The organism is Rathayibacter sp. KR2-224 (assembly GCF_049446075.1).
In the GTDB taxonomy this organism is placed as follows: domain Bacteria; phylum Actinomycetota; class Actinomycetes; order Actinomycetales; family Microbacteriaceae; genus Humibacter.
In genome coordinates this window covers 1,366,504-1,382,151 of sequence record NZ_JBMSEB010000001.1, presented here as the reverse complement: position 1 = coordinate 1,382,151, position 15,648 = coordinate 1,366,504, and the positions used below count along the sequence as shown (strand labels likewise).

Genomic DNA, 15,648 nt, shown 5'->3' with positions numbered 1-15,648 from the left:
TAGCGAACCCACAGGGGTCGGCGCCAGGAATCTCAGGCCTCCTCGACGCCCTCGATCACCGAGTTCCTGGGCTTCAGCGAACCGCCTGTCGCCAGGCGCATGAGGTCGCTGTCGAGGTCGATCGCCAGCTCCGTGCCGCCCGCGCTGCTGTATTCGTGCTGATAGCTGCGCCAGCTCTCGCCGCGCACCTCGCGCTCGAAGCCGCTCTCCATGAGGAGCAGCAGCTCGAACGCCGCACGCTGAATGCGCGAGGCGAGCGCCTTGTCCTGCCAGTCCTCGGTGGACGCGAACACGGATGTCGGCACGGTGAGCGCCCTGAGGTAGGCGAACAATGCGCGCATCTGCTCGTCGACGACGAGGGCGTGCCTGGCCGTGCCGGCGGTCGCGGCCAATGCGATCGGCTTGGCGATCAGGAGGTCGTTGTCGAGCACCTGGAAGAACGAGTCGAACAGCCCACTCGGCCCCGCCTTGTACACCGGCGTGCTCGCGATCACGCCGTCCGCCGACCGCAGCGCTTCGACCGCGGCCGTGAATCGCGGCCCGAGCAGGCCGGATGCCAGCGCGCCCGACAGCTCGGGCAGCAACTCCCGCAGATCGATCGAGGTGACCACGACCGAATGCCCACGCCTCTCCGCGAGCTCGCGCACGGCCTGCCCGAGGCGGTCGCCGAGCAACTTCGTGGAAGAGGGGTCGCTGATGCCGGCGTTGACGACGGCGAGCCGGTACGTCTGGGCCTCCGCCATCTCAGTCCTCCTCGAACGGCGAGACGGCGACCGAATCGGTGTCCTGGTATGGCGAGCCGCCCGTCACATTGTCGCCGCGGTTCGCGTTCGGACGCGGCTGCCTGGGCTCGTCGTCGCCGTACTTGGCCTTGACGAGGCTCGCGTGGGTCGGGGCATCCGGAACCTCAGGGTCGCGCACCGCGTCGAACTCACGACGCAACACCGGCACGACCTCGCTGCCCAGCAGTTCGAGCTGGTCGAGAACCTTGCCGAGCGGCAGACCCGCGTGGTCGACGAGGAACAGCTGGCGCTGGTAGTCGCCGACGTAGTCGCGAAAGCCCAGCGTCTTGTCGATGATCTCCTGCGGACTGCCCACCGCGAGCGGGGTCATCTCGCTGAACTGTTCCAGGCTCGGCCCGTTGCCGTAGACCGGCGCCTCGTCGAAATATGGGCGGAACTCGGCGCGTGCATCCTGCGAGTTCTTCGCGATGTAGGTCTGCCCGCCGAGGCCGACGATCGCCTGCTTCGCGCTGCCGTGCCCGTAGTGCTCGAAGCGCTGACGGTAGAACTGGACCATGCGCTGGGTGTGCTCCTTGGGCCAGAAGATGTGGTTGGCGAAGAAGCCGTCACCGTAGTACGCCGCCTGCTCGGCGATCTCCGGTGTGCGGATGGAGCCGTGCCAGACGAAGGGCGGCACATCGTCGAGCGGGCGAGGCGTCGACGTGAAGCCCTGCAGGGGGGTGCGGAAGTGGCCCTCCCAGTCGACGACGTCCTCGCGCCACAGCCTGTGCAGCAGGTTGTAGTGCTCGAGCGCGAGCGGAAGACCCTGACGGATGTCCTGTCCGAACCACGGATACACCGGCGCTGTGTTGCCGCGCCCGATCATGAGGTCCATGCGACCCTTCGAAAGGTGCTGCAGCATGGCGTATTCCTCTGCGATGCGCACCGGGTCGTTCGTCGTGATCAGAGTCGTCGACGTGGTGACGACCAACCGCTTCGTGAGGGCTGCGATGTGGGCGAGCAGAGTCGTGGGGGAGGAGGAGAAGAACGGCGGGTTGTGGTGCTCGCCGATGGCGAAGACATCGAGCCCGACCTCCTCGGCTTGGACCGCCATCTGAACTGCGGCATCGATGCGCTCGGCCTCGCTCGGCGTGACGCCGGTGGTCGGGTCGCGCGTGATGTCGCTGACCGAGAAGATTCCGAATTGCATGGGATGCCGCCTCCGTTTTGTATGCGTTTGCATAGATGTGAACAGAGGGAGGCGGCCGGGCATTCCCGTGTTCACACGCGTTCGCGATGCTCCGCGGCACGCGACAGGTGCCCCCCGCCGGGCTCGAACCGGCGACCCGCGGATTAAAAGTCCGATGCTCTACCAACTGAGCTAGAGGGGCGCGCAGACCAATCTACCGGGCGTGCGGGGAGCAACGCGTCCGGAGACACGAAAGCGGCGGGCGCCGCGACACTGTCTGCAACGCCCGCCTTCGCGAATAGGTCAGTGTGAGGGTCAGACGCGCCGGCTGCCCGTGAGAGCACGGACGATCCAGACGATGATCGCCAGTACGAGCAGAACGATGCCGACCCAGAGCAGCCAGTTCAGCGCCTGCACGAAGCCGCCCGTGAAGAGCAGGATGACGGCGATGATGACCACGATGATCAAGAGGATGTTCATGGGCGAGACGCTAGCCCGAATGCAGCTGGGGGCTGTAGTGCTTGACAGGGACGTAGTGGCCGTGCTTCCCGCGAGGCTCGGCCGCCGCGGTTGGGCCGCCACTGGGCTGCCGCTGCGCCGTCGGGGACGATGCGGAATCCTTGAGTGGTGACCGACTCGCAGCGCCCGTATCACAAGCCCACCAGGTTCCCCGGCTTCAAGTTCGACAACATGCACGGCGCGGACGACCCGGCTCAGACGAGCCGCGTCGCCCACGAGACCGCCGCCGCGCTGCTCGAGCGCGTGCGCAGGCATCCCGACCCCGACATCGTCTCCCGGCTCGTCTCGTACACCGACGACAACGGGATCGACGCGATCGCGGAGCTGTGGGCGCGAGCGGCAGCGCACAGCCTGCCGGGCGCGCTCTGGCGCATCTACCTGATCAGACTCGCCATCCGTGAGGACCCCGAGTCGACGAGCCTGCAGTTCCAGCGCGGCACGGAGGTGCTGCAGTCGATCGACACGGTCGTCGCCGGCGCGGAAGCACCGACGGGTCCAAGCGAGATCCTCGACCTCGCCGATCGCATCCTGCGCGGTGTGTACGAGGGGGACTTCGCGGTGGCACTGGAGCGCGCGGCCGCGTTCTGCAGAGTCAGTGCGGCGGGATGCACGAGCCTCGCGGACGACGCGGAACCCACGGAGCCCGAACGCGCCACCGTGCTGACCCGCAGGGCGCTTCGGTTCTCGGAGTTCGCCTCCGAGCTGACCGCTGCGGCAGGGCTCTGGCGCAGCGACTCCCTCGACTGACGCCTGCGCGTCGCTCCGTTACAATTGAACGGCCGGGCCGCAGTAACCCCGGGCTCCATCATTAGCCGCTTCGAGCGGCCTCGCGCCGAGAGGCGTTCTGCGGTCCGGCACTTTCATGCCCGCCGCGGGAGCCTCTAGTCGCTTGACTATCCGAAGCGGCCGGAGACGTAGTCCTCTGTCGCCTGCACAGAGGGCTTCGTGAAGATCGTCGCTGTGTCGTCGTACTCGATGAGCTTGCCCGGCTTGCCCGTGCCGGCGATGTTGAAGAACGCCGTCTTGTCCGAAACCCTCGTCGCCTGCTGCATGTTGTGCGTGACGATGACGATCGTGTATTCCTTCTTGAGCTCCTCGATGAGATCCTCGATCGCGAGCGTCGAGATCGGGTCGAGCGCGGAGCACGGCTCGTCCATCAGCAGGATGTCGGGCGACACGGCGATGGCCCGCGCGATGCACAGACGCTGCTGCTGACCGCCTGAGAGGCCGGAGCCAGGCAGGTGCAGGCGGTCCTTGACTTCGTTCCACAGGTTCGCGCCGCTCAGAGACTGCTCGACGAGGTCGTCCTGATCGGATTTCGACATCCGCCGGCTGTTCAGCCTGACGCCCGCGAGCACGTTGTCGCGGATGGACATGGTGGGGAACGGGTTCGCGCGCTGGAAGACCATGCCCACCTGACGCCTCACCAGCACCGGGTCGACACCTGGTGCGTACAGGTTGTCGCCGTCGATGAGCACCTCGCCCTGCACATGGGCGCCGGGGATCACCTCGTGCATGCGGTTGAGGGTGCGCAGAAAAGTGGACTTGCCGCATCCGCTCGGGCCGATGAAGGCCGTCACGGTACGAGGCTCGATCGTCATGCTCACGCCTTCGACGGCGAGGAAATCGCCGTAGTAGACGTTCAGGTCGTTGACGTTGATGCGCTTCGACACGCTTGCTCCTGTTCGGGTTTTCTACCGCGCACCCTTGGGTGCGAACACCCCGGCGACGATGCGGGCGATGAGATTCAGGATGACCACGAGCAGCACGAGAAGCAGCGCTGCCCCCCAGGCCGACTGGTACGACGAGGCGATGTCCTGCGACGGGAACTTGTAGCCCGAGTACGCCATCACGGGGAGGGTCTGCATCGGCCCGTTGAAAGGGTTCGCGTTGAAGTTGTCGGTGAAGCTCGCGGCGATGAAGATCGGCGCGGTCTCGCCGATCACACGCGATATCGCGAGCATGACGCCCGTGATGATGCCGGCGATGGCCGTGGGCAGAACAATGCGCACGATCGTCGAGAACTTCGTCACACCCAGTGCGTACGAGGCCTCCCGCAGCTCGTTCGAGACGAGTTTGAGCATCTCCTCTGTTGACCTGATGACGATCGGGATCATCAGCACAGACAGCGCGACAGATGCCGAGAAGCCGCTGAAAGCCTTCGGCCCGACCACCAGCGTGAAGAGCGAGAACGCGAACAGGCCGGCGACGATCGAAGGGATGCCCGTCATCACGTCCACCAGGAACGTGACGGTGCGTGCCATCCACTGCTTCGGCTGGGCGTACTCGACGAGGTAGATCGCGGCGAGGATGCCGATCGGGATCGAGATGAGCGCAGCGATGCCCGTGACGATGAGCGTGCCGACCACGGCCTGCCAGGCGCCGGCGACGATGGTCACCTTCAGCGTCTTCGGGTCGAAGACGCTTCCGCCCGTCTTGGTGATGAAGTCCCAGGTGAGCGACGGTGCTCCGCCTGCGACGACCGTGATGAGCGTGGACACCAGGGGGATCAGCGCGAGCAGGAACGCGATCGTGACGAGACCCCGGATGACTCGGTCGGTGGCCTTGCGGCGGTTCTCGACGACGGTCGAGAGCACACCGAGGCCGATCAGGTAGATCACGGCGGTCAACACGAGCCATCCGACGATGCTGAACCCGGTCATCGCGAGCACAGCGGCGCTCACGACGAGCGCACCGCCCAGCGTGTAGAGCTCGACGAAACGCGGCAGTTGTCCGGAGGTGAGAGCGTTGGGCACCGGCCCGCGGGGGCGACGGCCGTTCTGCACGACTGTTGCGGTCATCGTTCAGCCGCCTCCTGTGCCTTCTCGTTGATCCTGTGCGCGAGAACCGGGCTGGCAGCGGCATCCGTCACTGCAGCAATCGACGGATCGGTGGGTGGCAGTTGCTTGGCCGCCCTGTTCTTGCGCCGTGAACCGGCACCTGTGCGGCTGACGACCCACCTCGCGATGAAGTTGACGGCGAACGAGATGATGAACAGTGCGAGGCCAGTGGCGATGAGCGCGTCCCGCTGGAGCGGATTCGACTCGGGAAAGTTGAGCGCCGCGTTCGCTGCGATGGTCTGGGAGTTCTTGGTGTCGGTGATGATGTGCAGCGAGTAGATCAGCGACGGCGAGATGATGAGCGCGATCGCCATCGTCTCGCCGAGCGCGCGGCCCAGCCCGAGCAGGGTGGCGCTGACGATGCCGCTCCTGGAGTAGGGGAACACGGCGAGTCTGATCATCTCCCACTTGGTGGAGCCCAGCGCCAGCGCTGCCTCCTCGTGCAAGCGCGGAGTCTGAAGGAAGATCTCGCGGGAGATCGAGGTGATGATCGGCAGGATCATCACTGCAAGCACGATGCCGCCGGCCAGCATCGTCGAGCCGGTGCGGGACACGGGGCCGCCGAAGAGCGGAATCCAGCCGAGGTATTGGTTCAGCCAGTCCTGGAACGGAACGATGAACGGCCGGATGACGAAGATGCCCCAGAGGCCGAATACGACGGACGGCACAGCAGCGAGCAGGTCGACCAGGTAGCCGAGCACGCTTGCGAGCCGGCGGGGCGCATAGTGCGAGATGAACAGGGCGATACCGATCGCCACCGGCGCACCGAGCACGAGCGCGATGAGCGCCGACCATAGAGTGCCCCAGATGAGCGGCCCGACGTACGCCCAGAACGAGGAATGGCCCTGCGTGGTGCCGTGAGCGAGATCCGGGTTCGCCGTCCAATTGGCGCCGATCGCCGGCGCGGCCTTCACGATGAGGAAGATGGCGACGCCGGCCAGGATCACCATGATCAGGCCGGCGGAACCGGTGCTCAGAAAGCGGAAGATGCGGTCTGCCGGCCGCGCCTTCACCTTCGCTCGCGCAGGGGCGGGCTTCACGGGAGCGGGCGGCGGGACATCCGCGCCCGCCCGGTCGCCGACCAGACCGTTCACCGGAGTTCGCACAGCCGTATTGTCTGTCACTTCACTCTCTCTGACGTTCGGGTCGATGATCGGTACGGGCGCGGATGCCTGTGTGCTACGTGCTACTTGACCAGCTTCAGGCTCGCCGCGACATCCGACTGGATCTTCGTGGGAAGCGGGGCTGAGCCGGCGTTGGCCGCGGCGACCTTCTGGCCGGTTTCGCTGGCGACGAATCCGAGGTAGGCGGCGGTCAGCTTCGCCTGCTTCGGGTCCTTGAAGGTGGTGCACACCACGTCGTACGAGAGCAGCGGGATGGGGTACGCCGACTTGTCCGTGATCTTCGTGTAGTCGATCTTCTGCAGCAGGTCGCCCTTCACCTGCGGCGTCGCCGTGGCGGCCGAGTCGAACGCCTTGGTCGCGCCAGAGGCCGAGTAGTCGGCGAACGTCTTGCTCGTGCCGACCTGGATCTTGGCGGCTTCAGCCTTGCCGATCGAACTGTGGTCGGCGTAACCGATGGTTCCCACTCCAGCGGTCACCGTGTTGACCACACCGGATCCGCCCTGCTGGCCGCTCGTGCCCTGCACCGGCCATGCGGTGGAGACCGGATAGGTCCAGATGCTGGGCTGGGTCTGGCTCAGGTAGCTCGTGAAGTTGGCGGTGGTTCCGGAGCCGTCCGCACGGGACACGACGGTGATGGCAGAGTCCGGCAGGGTCTGGCCGGGGTTGTCGGCCGCGATCTCCGGGTCGTTCCACTTGGTGACCTTGAGGCTGAAGATGTCGGCGACGGCCTTGTTCGACAGCTGGAGCTTGACGCCCGGAAGGTTGTAGATGACTGCCACGCCGGAGAGGTAGGTGGGCAGGTTGAGTGCGCCGCCCGCACCGCAGATCGCCTTGGACTGCGTCTGCTGGTCGTCCTTCAGGCCTGCGTCTGTTCCCGCGAAGTCGTATGAGCCGTTGAGCCAGTTGGTGACGCCTCCACCGGAGCCCTGCGACTTGTCGTAGTTGATCGTGACGCCTGTTGCCTGCGCCTGGAAGGCAGCCGTCCACGCCGCCTGCGCGTTCGCCTGAGCGCTCGAGCCGCCGGCGGTGATGGTGCCGGAAAGCGAGCTGTAGTCAGCGGTCGCGTCTGTCGTCGATGCCGCAGGAGTGCCGGAGCTCTTCGCGCCGCCGTCTCCCGAGCACGCGGTCAGTGCGAGCAAGGACGCGAGAGCGATCGCGCTCGCCGCGGCTGCTTTGTTGAACTTCACTGTGTTCCCTTCGGAAGTGGGTGACTGCCGTGCCGCCGTGGGCTGCCTGCCTCATCTAGCGCAGCGCTCGGGTGACGCGCGGCATGGACCGGGTGCCGGCCCGCGAGTGAAGGTATGCGTGGGTTGTGACCAGATTCCCGCGCTGTGGTGAACGAGAGGTGAACGGGCGGAGACCGGCTCGAGTCTCAGTTGCGGGGGCTGTGCGTCTCGATGGCGATGATGCCGGACGCCGGGTTGGTCTTCGACAGGTGCACGACGGAGTACTCGCCGACCTCCAGTGCCGCGGCATCCCTGATGTAGCTGCCCATGGTGGTACCCGTCGCAAGCGCGATCTCCCGGAGCACGTCGAGCATCACGGGGCCGTGGCTGCACAGCACTGCGGTCTTACGCGCACGCACGCGCTTGCCGACCACCTCGCGGATGCCCATGGTCGCCGTGCCCGACTCCCATGTCTCCTGCGACAGCTTGTCGTTGCGCTTCACGGTGACTCCGAAGGCTGCGGCGAGCGGCGCGACCGTGGCAACGCACCGCACGGCAGGCGAGGTGACGATGCGCTTGGGGCGCCAAGCGCCAATGGTGGGTACGTTGCTCGCGGCCTGCCGCACGCCCACCTTCGTGAGCGGGCGAAGGGCATCCGCCGCGTCCCAGCGGGATCTCGAGACGGCCTTCGCGTGGCGCAGTACGACGAGCGCGAACGTCTTGGTCACGCCTTCGTCGTAGAGGGCGGCCCACTGCTCGACGATCTCGACGTCGCGTTCGTAGCTGAGGTACTTGCGCACTCGCCGAAGGGGCACCCACTCGATGGCGGCGATCTCCGGGTTGGGCACGAACGTCGAGGCGTGCACCGCCCTGTCGCTGACTTCCGCGGCCCAGTAGTGCACGAACTTCTCACGACCGCTCGAGATGAGGTAGTTTGTGACGCCGAGCGGAACGCCGAGAGCGACCTTCAGACCGGTCTCTTCGAGCACCTCGCGCTGGGCGGCCTGGGGAAGTGATTCCCCTGGGTCGACCTTGCCCTTGGGGAGCGTCACATCGGCGTACTTCGCCCTGTGCACCACCAGCACATGCGGCGTGCCGTCGATGATGCGCCAGCACACCGCGCCGCCGGCATAGATGGCGGTTTCGGTCACCGGCGGCTGCCGGAGCGCTGACGGTGGGAGATCAACTGCATGAGCCTATTCTGCAGATCGTCGAGCGGCTGTCCATCGTCGTCGAGGCTGTGCCTGATCCAGTTGCCGTCCGATGCGAGCCACCACGACGAGGTGCGGTCGTCCATCGCGCGATCGAAGAGGTCCTCGAGCTCGGCGATATGGGAGGGGTCGGCGAGCCGAACGAGGGCCTCCACTCTGCGGTCGAGGTTGCGGTGCATCATGTCGGCGCTTCCGATGTACACCTGCGGATCGCCCGCGTTCACGAACGAGAAGATGCGCGAATGCTCGAGGTAACGCCCAAGGATCGAGCGCACCCGGATGTTCGCGCTGTAGTCCTCCTGCCCGGCCTTCAGCCCGCAGATGCCGCGAACCCAGAGGTCGATCGGCACGCCGGCCCTGCTCGCGCGGTAGAGCGCATCGATGATGGCTTCGTCGACGATCGAGTTGACCTTGATGCGGATGCCGCTCGGCTTTCCCGCCTCCGCGTTCGCGCGTTCCCGTTCGATTGCCTTCAGCAGGCCCTTCCGCAGATGCAGCGGCGCGACCAGAAGGCGCTTGAACTTCTTCTCGATCGCGTAACCGCTGAGCTCGTTGAACAGGCGCGTGAGGTCCTTGCCCACCTGGTCGTCGGCCGTCAGCAGTCCGAGGTCCTCGTAGATGCGCGAGGTTTTCGGGTTGTAGTTCCCGGTGCCGATGTGGCTGTAGTGCCGCAGCACGCCGTTCTCCTCGCGCACCACGAGCGCCAGCTTGCAGTGCGTCTTGAGGCCGACGATGCCGTACACGACGTGCACTCCGGCCTTTTCGAGCTTTCGCGCCCACTCGATGTTCGCCTGCTCGTCGAACCTGGCCTTGATCTCCACGAGCGCGAGCACCTGCTTGCCGCGCTCCGCGGCGTCGATCAGCGCCTCCACGATGGGGCTGTCGCCGCTCGTGCGATACAGCGTCTGCTTGATGGCCAGCACGTGCGGGTCGTGCGCCGCCTGCTCGAGGAAGGCCTGAACGCTCGTCGCGAACGACTCGTACGGGTGGTGCAGAAGGATGCTGCCTCGGGATATCGAGGCGAAGACATCCGGTTTCGCATTGGGCTCGCGCGGCATCAGCTGAGCCGGCGTCGTGGGCACATGGTTCGGGTAGTGCAGCTCTGGGCGCTCGATCCTGGTCAGCTCGAACAGGCCGCCGAGGTCGAGCGGCGCGGGCAACAGGTAGACCTCCTGCTGCGTGATGTCCAGCTCCCGCACGAGCAGATCCAGCGTGATCGGATCCATGTCTTCCGAGACCTCGAGCCGGATCGGCGGTCCGAATCGACGGCGCAGCAACTCACGCTCGAGCGCCTGGATGAGGTTCTCGGTCTCGTCCTCGTCGATCTCGACGTCTTCGTTGCGCGTGACACGGAACACGTGATGGGCGAGCACCTCCATGCCGGGGAAGAGGTCTCCGAGGTGGTGGGCGATCAGGTCCTCGAGCATGATGAACCGCATCTGCCCGATCGACTCGCGCTGGTCGATGCGCACGAATCGCGGCAGCATGGTCGGAACCTTGAGCCTGGCGAACTGCTCCTTGCCGGTCTTCGAGTTGCGTACCCGGATGGCGAGGTTGAGCGAAAGACCCGAGATGTAGGGGAACGGGTGGGCCGGATCGACGGCGAGCGGCATGAGCACGGGGAAGATCTGCCGCGAGAAGATCTCACGCATCTGCTCCCGGTCGGCGTCGTCGAGGCTGTCCCAGGTGGCGATCGAGATTCCGGCGTCGGCGAGAGCCGGCATGACGCCGAAATGATAGGCGGCTGACTGCCTGGACTGCAGCTCGTGCGCCTTCTCCGAGATGTCCGCGAGCACGTCCACCGGCGCCCTGCCGGTGTTCGTCTGCACGGCGAGCCCCGTGAGGATGCGCCGCTTCAGGCCGGCGACGCGCACCATGAAGAACTCGTCCAGGTTGCTGGCGAAGATCGCGAGGAAGTTCGCGCGCTCCAACACCGGCACGAGCGGGTCCTCGGCCAGCTCGAGCACACGCTGGTTGAACGCCAGCCAGCTCAGTTCGCGGTCGAGGTAGCGGTCTGGCGGCAGGGTCTGATCCTGCTCCGGATTCCACGGCTGTTCGAAATCGTCGTCGAACTCGGGGCTCAGCCCGCTGCCGATCAGGGTGTCCTCGCCGTCCATTCACTCATCATGACACCGGCAATGGAAACGGGAGGTTAAGTGTCAGCTCCCCTGGTGGTGCCGCCGGTATTGCACGTCTACCGCGTCGTCCAGGAATCCCGCCCTGCGGTACAGGGCGAGAGCGGGTGCATTGTCACCCTCGACGTAGAGGGATGCCGACGTGCGGCCGCGCTCACGCATGCGGCGCAGTCCACGGGCCAGCAACGCCCTGCCCAGACCGCGGCCCGCCGCGTCCGGATCGACGCCCAGCACGTAGACCTCGCCATCCGTGCCATCTGGTTCGAGCTTCAGCCAGTCGAAGCCCAGCATTCGGCCGTCGGTGTCTCTGGCGATCAGGAAGTCGCCAGGGTCGAACCACGGCTCGGCCTCGCGTTCCAACAGGTCGTCGGCCGTCGTGGCTCCCTGCTCAGGATGCGCGGCGAAGGCGCGCGCGTTCAGGGCCAGCCACTCGGAGGCATCCCGCTCGGGATCGAAGGTGCTGATCAGGATGCCCTCGAGCGGCTCGTCGACCGGCGCGCGCGCAAGGTCGGGCAGTGTCAGCCGCAGCAGTGTGCGCACACGCTGAAACCCGTATCGCCCGGCGAGCACGGCGGCCGCGGGGTGATTGCCGTGCGACCACGCTGAGACATCCGGCTCGAGCTCGGGTAGCAGCGACTCGAGCATGGCCGAGCCATGGCCCCGACCGCGTTCGGCGGGTAGCACGACGAGATCGAGCTCGCCCTCACCCGTTGCGGCGGCCGCAACGGCTTGCCCACCCGCCCTTGCCACATGAGCCGACCTGCGTCCCGAGGCGAGGTCGAGGCGCGTCTGCTCGTTGAATGGATCGGCCCCGTCGTTCTCGCGGGCGGCATCCGCTACGGCCAGCGCCTCGGAGAGGTCGTCGGCCATGCGATCAGGCGTCCTCGTCGTCGACCACGTTGAAGCGGTAGCCCACGTTGCGCACCGTGCCGATGAGCGACTCGGAGTCTCCGAGTTTGGCGCGCAGGCGCCGCACGTGCACGTCCACCGTTCTGGTGCCGCCGAAGTAGTCGTAGCCCCACACCTCGCTGAGCAACTGCTCCCGCGTGAACACCCGTGAAGGGTGGGTGGCGAGGAATCGCAGCAGCTCGAACTCCTTGAACGTGAGGTCGAGCGGCCGGCCGTGCACCTTCGCCGAGTAGCTCGCCTCGTCGATCGTCACGCCCGAGGCCTGGATTTTGGATTGCGCGGGGTCGTTCGAGCGGCGCTCGATGGCGAGCCGGATGCGCGTGTCCACCTCGGCAGGCCCTGCCCCGTCGAGAATCACGTCGTCTGCGCCCCAGTCGCCCGTGACCGCCGTGAGCCCGCCCTCGGTGAGCACGAGCACGACGGGGACTGCGTTGCCGGTCGTGGCGAGGATCTTGCACAAGGCCTTAGCGCCCGCGAGGTCGCGACGCGCGTCGAGGAAGATCAGATCGGACGACGGAGCGTTCAGCAGAGCCGACGTATCGGCGGCGAGCTGGCGAACGCGGTGCGAGAGCAATCCGAGAGAGGCGAGCACTTCGAGCGCGGGCGTGGGCGTCAGCACCAACAGTTGAGCCACGCGACCTCCCGCCCGGACTTGAGAGTATCCCGATCCTACCGTCAGCCGGAGGCCTCCTCGTTCCCGCCCCCGCACCTCTCCTTTGGGGGAACGCGCACCGCAGGGGAGAATGGCCGGGTGGAAGGCGAATCCCTCACCCCCGTCATGCGGTGGACATCCGTGGTCTCGGTGTGGGCCGCCACGGCGATAGCGGTCGTGCTCGTCGGCGTCTTCGCCGGACGCCAGGCGTACCTGGGCTGGCTCGGTGTCGCCATGGCCGCATCGATCCTGGTCTCCATGTGCGTACAGCTGGCGACGCAGGAGAAGCACGGGTTCGTGATGCGCATGGGCGCGAGCCTGTCCGGCTCGTTCGTCGTCGTCGCGCTTGCGACTCTCGTGCTGGCGCTCGTGCACGTGGGTTGAGCGCAGTCGAAGCAGGTCGAGTCGATAGACTGAATCACATGCTTGTCACCCTCGAGCTCGTGTTCGTCGGCCTGCTCTCGCTTGCAGTGCTGGCGATCGCCGGCGTCTCGGTCCTCGTCGTCTACAACCTGTTCAGGGGCCAGCGCTGATCTCCATCCCAGAAGGGCTCCCCGCTGAGCTCGTTCCGCTCTCCTGGCTGCTCGGCGTCTGGGAGGGCACTGGTGTGCTCGACTACGAGACCGGCGACGGACACGTCCAGCGGGAGTTCGGGCAGCGCATCAGCTTCAGGCACGAAGGGCTCCCCGCGTTGGCCTACAACTCCTTCACCTGGCTGCTCGACGAACAACAGACACCGCTGTCGGCGGAGTCGGGCTATTGGCGGCTCAGCCGCACCCTTCTTCCCGAGGATGCCGGCCCCGGCCTCCTGCCCGGCGCTGATATCAGGCCGTTCGGCACGGCCCAGTCCGTCGAGACGCTGCGCAGCTCCTCTGGCGGCTTCGAGATCGAGGCGCAGATCCTGCATCCCGATGGCATCTCCGAGCTCTACGTCGGACAGGTGAACGGCCCGCGCATCGACCTGGCGACGGATGCCGTGCTTCGCACGTCCGGCGCGAAGGACTACTCAGCGGCCACTCGGCTGTACGGCCTCGTGGAGTCGCACCTGCTCTGGGCATGGGACATCGCGGCGCTCGGCCAGGAGCTGCGCACGCACGCCTCAGCCCGCCTGGCCCGCACCGACCTCGCCGGCACTGATGAGGCGGTCCCCGAGTGAACGCATCGCCCTTCCTAGCTCTTCAAGGAGCCGTCGCGGCTGCCGACGACGCGGCCGATCCGGGCGTTGCCGCCCACTACGGCAACCCGCTCACGGAGCAACGCGCGTTGGAGGCCGGTGCCGTCGTCGACCTCTCGACACGCGGCGTCATCTCGATCACGGGTCCCGACCGGTTGAGCTGGCTCGACTCCATGACGAGCCAGTCCCTCCGCACACTCCAGCCGGGCGAATCCGCCGAGGCGCTTCTGCTCGATCCGGCCGGCCACATCGAGCATGCCCTGCACGTCGTCGACGACGGCGAGTCGGCGTGGCTGCTCGTCGAGCGCTCCGACACCGATGCCGTGCTCGACTTCCTGCAGAAGATGCGGTTCATTCTGCGCGTGGAGCCGGTCGATCGTACGGGCGAGTACGCAACCGTCGGCACCATCGGAGAGACGGATGCCGTGAGCTCGGCTGCCGCCTCGGCAGGCGGCATCCGCCTCGTCTGGCACGATCCGTGGCCGGCTGTCGTGGCCGGCGGGCATCAGTACGCCCGAGCGGGGATCGACGCGGCCGCGCACGAGCATCCCGGCGCCGGATTCCACTGGGTCGAGACGCTGGTCCCGCGCGAACAGCTGCCGGCCCTTGCCGCCAAGGCCGCATCGGGAGACCTCTCCGTCGCAGGCACTCTGGCGGCCGAGGCTCTGCGTGTGGCCGCGTGGCGGCCCCGCCTGGGCGCCGAGGTCGACGAACGAACCATCCCGCACGAACTCGACTGGTTGCGCACAGCCGTGCACCTCAACAAGGGCTGCTACCGAGGGCAGGAGACGGTCGCGAAGGTGCACAATCTGGGACACCCGCCGCGCAGGCTCGTCTTCCTGCACCTCGATGGTTCGGAGGGCATCCAGGTGCTGGCGGGGTCAGAAGTCCGCGCGGGTGACTCCGTCGTGGGGCGCGTCACCTCGTCCGCGGTGCATCACGAGCTCGGGCCGATAGCGCTGGCCGTCGTCAAACGCTCCACCGACGCGTCCATCGACCTCGTCGTCGCGACCGCGTACGGCGACGTCGCGGCCGCACAGGAGACCATCGTTCCGACCGACGCGGGCGCCGAGGCCCATGTGCCGCGCATTCCACGTCTTGGCGCCGTCACCCGGGCGCCACGTGACTCCACGGAAGACTGACCTCGCCGAGGCGCCATCTGCTGCGATCGCCCAGGACGCGCCAGCCGCCGCCCGGCCAGCAGTCGTCGCGCATGTGCTCGATCGTGCCGATCCATCGCTGAACCGGACCGTATGGGGACAGCGCAGCGGAGTGCGACCATGCGGCATCCAGAGCCGACAGGAACCCGTGCACCCGCTCGCCAGGCACATTCCGGTGGATCAGCGCCTTCGGCAACCGCTCAGCCACGATCGACGGGCGCTCGAGTTCTCGCAGCCGCAGCGACACCGTCAACGTGACGGGGCCATCCGGCGACAACGTCACCCAGCTGCACACCCGCCCGAGTTCGTCGCACGTGCCTTCGACCACGAAGCCGCCCGGCCGCAGCCGCGCGCTCATCAGCCGCCAGGCATCCAGCACCTCTGACTCGTCGTACTGCCGAAGCACGTTGAACGCACGGATGACCGTCGCCGGCTCGCCGCGCGGCGTCGGCACCTCGAAACCGCCGCGGGCGAACGACACGTGCGCGTCGGAGCGGAACTGGGTGACGCCGTCCCGCACGTCCTTCAACTGAGCGGATGCCCGCTCCGCCCGGTCCGGATCGATCTCCAGTCCGAGCACGCGCACCCGGCCGTGCCGGGTGTGCCGCCTTGCGCGGCGCAGCCTGCTTTCGAGCTCGAACACCGTGACGCCGCTCGCGCCGTAGCCGAGGTCGACGACCAACGGGTCCCGCGCGCCGCGAAGCGCCGGTTGGGCGGCGATCCAGCGATCGACCCGACGTAGCCGGTTGGTGTTCGTCGTGCCGCGTGTGACGGTGCCGATGGTGCGTGTTCTGGCAGGTCGGTTCACCGACCCAGTATCGATGCTCGCGTGCTTCTGCCCGTGTTT

General features: G+C 67.0%; 16 protein-coding genes and 1 tRNA gene. 4 read left to right on the top strand and 13 right to left on the bottom strand.

The window, feature by feature from the left end:
• Positions 1–32 precede the first annotated feature (32 nt).
• The 4 genes from ACO2Q7_RS06430 to ACO2Q7_RS06415 form a co-directional block, all read right to left on the bottom strand.
• Entirely contained in the window at positions 33–743 is a 711-nt protein-coding gene (locus ACO2Q7_RS06430) for a CE1759 family FMN reductase (protein WP_423354779.1), read from the bottom strand.
• Position 744: 1 nt separating this feature from the next.
• Positions 745–1,932, bottom strand: coding sequence for an LLM class flavin-dependent oxidoreductase (locus ACO2Q7_RS06425; protein ID WP_423354778.1), 1,188 nt, complete (start codon positions 1,930–1,932; stop codon positions 745–747).
• Between the two features lie 108 nt (positions 1,933–2,040).
• Positions 2,041–2,113 (bottom strand) — tRNA-Lys (locus tag ACO2Q7_RS06420).
• A 113-nt stretch (positions 2,114–2,226) separates the two neighbouring features.
• Entirely contained in the window at positions 2,227–2,391 is a 165-nt protein-coding gene (locus ACO2Q7_RS06415; protein ID WP_423354777.1) for a hypothetical protein, read from the bottom strand.
• Between the two features lie 147 nt (positions 2,392–2,538).
• On the opposite strand from ACO2Q7_RS06415, the gene ACO2Q7_RS06410 reads away from it, so the two are divergent.
• Positions 2,539–3,177, top strand: a complete 639-nt coding sequence (locus tag ACO2Q7_RS06410) for a DNA-directed RNA polymerase subunit beta (RefSeq protein WP_423354776.1) — start codon at positions 2,539–2,541, stop codon at positions 3,175–3,177.
• A 146-nt stretch (positions 3,178–3,323) separates the two neighbouring features.
• Here the strand turns inward: ACO2Q7_RS06410 and pstB are convergent, their stop codons facing one another.
• The 8 genes from pstB to ACO2Q7_RS06370 form a co-directional block, all read right to left on the bottom strand.
• The gene (gene pstB, locus ACO2Q7_RS06405; RefSeq protein ID WP_423354775.1) at positions 3,324–4,103 is read right to left on the bottom strand and encodes a phosphate ABC transporter ATP-binding protein PstB; all 780 of its coding nucleotides are present in this window, start codon (positions 4,101–4,103) and stop codon (positions 3,324–3,326) included.
• Positions 4,104–4,124: 21 nt separating this feature from the next.
• Positions 4,125–5,231: a phosphate ABC transporter permease PstA gene (gene pstA / locus ACO2Q7_RS06400; protein ID WP_423354774.1), complete on the bottom strand. Its 1,107-nt coding sequence runs from the start codon at positions 5,229–5,231 to the stop codon at positions 4,125–4,127.
• Positions 5,228–6,376, bottom strand: coding sequence for a phosphate ABC transporter permease subunit PstC (pstC, locus tag ACO2Q7_RS06395; protein WP_423354773.1), 1,149 nt, complete (start codon positions 6,374–6,376; stop codon positions 5,228–5,230). The genes pstA and pstC overlap by 4 nt, the downstream gene beginning before the upstream one ends.
• An 80-nt stretch (positions 6,377–6,456) precedes the next feature.
• Entirely contained in the window at positions 6,457–7,581 is a 1,125-nt protein-coding gene (locus tag ACO2Q7_RS06390) for a phosphate ABC transporter substrate-binding protein PstS (RefSeq protein ID WP_423354772.1), read from the bottom strand.
• Between the two features lie 185 nt (positions 7,582–7,766).
• Positions 7,767–8,711 (bottom strand): NUDIX hydrolase, encoded by a 945-nt coding sequence (locus tag ACO2Q7_RS06385; protein ID WP_423354771.1) that lies wholly within the window; start codon positions 8,709–8,711, stop codon positions 7,767–7,769.
• Positions 8,708–10,888, bottom strand: a complete 2,181-nt coding sequence (locus ACO2Q7_RS06380) for an RNA degradosome polyphosphate kinase (protein ID WP_423354770.1) — start codon at positions 10,886–10,888, stop codon at positions 8,708–8,710. The genes ACO2Q7_RS06385 and ACO2Q7_RS06380 overlap by 4 nt, the downstream gene beginning before the upstream one ends.
• A 42-nt stretch (positions 10,889–10,930) precedes the next feature.
• Positions 10,931–11,776 (bottom strand): mycothiol synthase, encoded by an 846-nt coding sequence (gene mshD, locus ACO2Q7_RS06375; protein WP_423354769.1) that lies wholly within the window; start codon positions 11,774–11,776, stop codon positions 10,931–10,933.
• A gap of 4 nt (positions 11,777–11,780) precedes the next feature.
• The gene (locus ACO2Q7_RS06370) at positions 11,781–12,449 is read right to left on the bottom strand and encodes a response regulator transcription factor (RefSeq protein WP_423354768.1); all 669 of its coding nucleotides are present in this window, start codon (positions 12,447–12,449) and stop codon (positions 11,781–11,783) included.
• Between the two features lie 117 nt (positions 12,450–12,566).
• On the opposite strand from ACO2Q7_RS06370, the gene ACO2Q7_RS06365 reads away from it, so the two are divergent.
• The 3 genes from ACO2Q7_RS06365 (at position 12,567) to ACO2Q7_RS06355 (ending at position 14,783) form a co-directional block, all read left to right on the top strand.
• Positions 12,567–12,851, top strand: a complete 285-nt coding sequence (locus ACO2Q7_RS06365) for a hypothetical protein (protein WP_423354767.1) — start codon at positions 12,567–12,569, stop codon at positions 12,849–12,851.
• Positions 12,852–12,996: 145 nt separating this feature from the next.
• Positions 12,997–13,623, top strand: a complete 627-nt coding sequence (locus ACO2Q7_RS06360) for an FABP family protein (protein ID WP_423355981.1) — start codon at positions 12,997–12,999, stop codon at positions 13,621–13,623.
• A complete protein-coding gene (locus tag ACO2Q7_RS06355) occupies positions 13,620–14,783 on the top strand; it encodes a YgfZ/GcvT domain-containing protein (RefSeq protein ID WP_423354766.1) in 1,164 nt (387 codons plus the stop codon). The genes ACO2Q7_RS06360 and ACO2Q7_RS06355 overlap by 4 nt, the downstream gene beginning before the upstream one ends.
• On the opposite strand, the gene ACO2Q7_RS06350 is transcribed toward ACO2Q7_RS06355, so the two are convergent.
• Complete coding sequence (locus tag ACO2Q7_RS06350) at positions 14,749–15,609, bottom strand: class I SAM-dependent methyltransferase (protein WP_423354765.1); 861 nt, start codon at positions 15,607–15,609, stop codon at positions 14,749–14,751. The two genes, ACO2Q7_RS06355 and ACO2Q7_RS06350, sit on opposite strands and share 35 nt — an antisense overlap.
• Positions 15,610–15,648 lie beyond the last annotated feature (39 nt).

Bases quoted from the DNA above. Each gene is read 5' to 3' on its own strand.
- ACO2Q7_RS06425 (WP_423354778.1), bottom strand. From the start codon at position 1,932: ATGCAATTCGGAATCTTCTCGGTCAGCGACATCACGCGCGACCCGACC.
- pstA (WP_423354774.1), bottom strand. From the start codon at position 5,231: ATGACCGCAACAGTCGTGCAGAACGGCCGTCGCCCCCGCGGGCCGGTG.
- ACO2Q7_RS06380 (WP_423354770.1), bottom strand. From the start codon at position 10,888: ATGGACGGCGAGGACACCCTGATCGGCAGCGGGCTGAGCCCCGAGTTC.
- ACO2Q7_RS06415 (WP_423354777.1), bottom strand. From the start codon at position 2,391: ATGAACATCCTCTTGATCATCGTGGTCATCATCGCCGTCATCCTGCTC.
- ACO2Q7_RS06430 (WP_423354779.1), bottom strand. From the start codon at position 743: ATGGCGGAGGCCCAGACGTACCGGCTCGCCGTCGTCAACGCCGGCATC.
- mshD (WP_423354769.1), bottom strand. From the start codon at position 11,776: ATGGCCGACGACCTCTCCGAGGCGCTGGCCGTAGCGGATGCCGCCCGC.